General features: G+C 37.0%; 2 protein-coding genes. One reads left to right on the forward strand and one right to left on the reverse strand.

Features of this window, described 5'->3' with window-relative positions:
- Window positions 1-166: 166 nt before the first annotated feature.
- Window positions 167-304, forward strand: coding sequence for a hypothetical protein (locus tag J4050_RS15135; protein WP_208155457.1), 138 nt, complete (start codon window positions 167-169; stop codon window positions 302-304).
- A 446-nt stretch (window positions 305-750) separates the two neighbouring features.
- Here J4050_RS15135 and J4050_RS15140 read toward each other — a convergent pair.
- Window positions 751-1,148: cation efflux transmembrane domain-containing protein (locus J4050_RS15140; RefSeq protein WP_208155458.1), on the reverse strand; the 398-nt coding region annotated here is incomplete at its 5' end.

The raw sequence follows: 1,148 nt of genomic DNA on the forward strand, positions 1-1,148 counted from the left end.
TGCCAACTGCAGGGTTAAACGTAGTTCTGCTTTGAGAATGAAAAGATAATAAATTCTTAAACAATAATTAGAGAAGGCGACTTCCTTATAATCTCGAATTATTGGTCGTCAATTAGCCACGCCTCGGCGTGGTGTTAATTGCAGAATTTATTAGAATGAGAATTCGATGAGCAGAGCCAAATTACTTTTAACCGACGATGGTGCACGTTTTATTCACGCAGATTTTATTTCATTTAGAGGTGTTCATGAATTTCGCAAGCTCGATTTGGCTCGAAGCCCGTCAAAGGCGATTGTTCTGGCTTAATTACTAGTAGTAATTTGGTTTAACCCTGCAGATGAGAACACCTTGCTTTAAGGACGAGAGTGCGAAGCACGTAGTAATTAAAGTTCGCCTTTGGCGAATGTGTTCTCATCGGTCTTGTATATGGCTCGTAGCGTGCAAAATAGCTGTTTCCTTTCAGTTGAGCACAAGCTAAATTTTTAAATTTTTATATTTACTTTTTCTCAAATATAATCAAATTTAAAAATTTGGCGACCTCGCAAATACACCTTAACTTCGGTTATGTAACTAATTAGCTATGAGCTATATACGTTGTTGTGCATAGTGCTTTTTACGTTCAGCTTGGTTTTCCGATGTTTGCTATTTAGTTCAAATGTGAGCGTTGGCAAGACATACTCTTTTACAGTTTTGGTGGTGCGATGGCTTGAGCGACTGTAAATGTGTATGGCTTTAAGCGTTGGCAATTCCGATTACTTACTTAATTTCAAAATCCGAAATGCACCTTGTATTACCACTATAAAAACGATTGTTCCAACAATTAAATCAGGTTTGTTGGAATTTAGCCAATTCACTAAAATTCCTGCAATTATTACTCCCAAATTGATAATCACGTCATTGGAAGTAAAAATCATACTCGCTTTCATATGTGCCTCTTCTTTGCTTTTTGACTTTTGCAAAATGTAAAGACAAATTCCATTTGCGATAAGCGCAAAAATTGAAACAATAATCATTGTCGAAAAATCGGGAAGTTTCTCGTCTCCGAAAAACCTCCGTAACACTTCCACAAATCCAATAATCGCAAGTGTTATTTGAAAATATCCAGCAAGTTTCGCAATCCGCTTTTTTCTTGTCAGAGTTCCGCCAACCG

Origin of the sequence: Winogradskyella pelagia, assembly GCF_017581965.1 — a bacterium.
GTDB classification, from domain to species: domain Bacteria; phylum Bacteroidota; class Bacteroidia; order Flavobacteriales; family Flavobacteriaceae; genus Winogradskyella; species Winogradskyella pelagia.

Excerpts from the sequence above, each read along its gene's own strand:
- J4050_RS15135 (WP_208155457.1), top strand. The coding sequence starts at position 167 with ATGAGCAGAGCCAAATTACTTTTAACCGACGATGGTGCACGTTTTATT.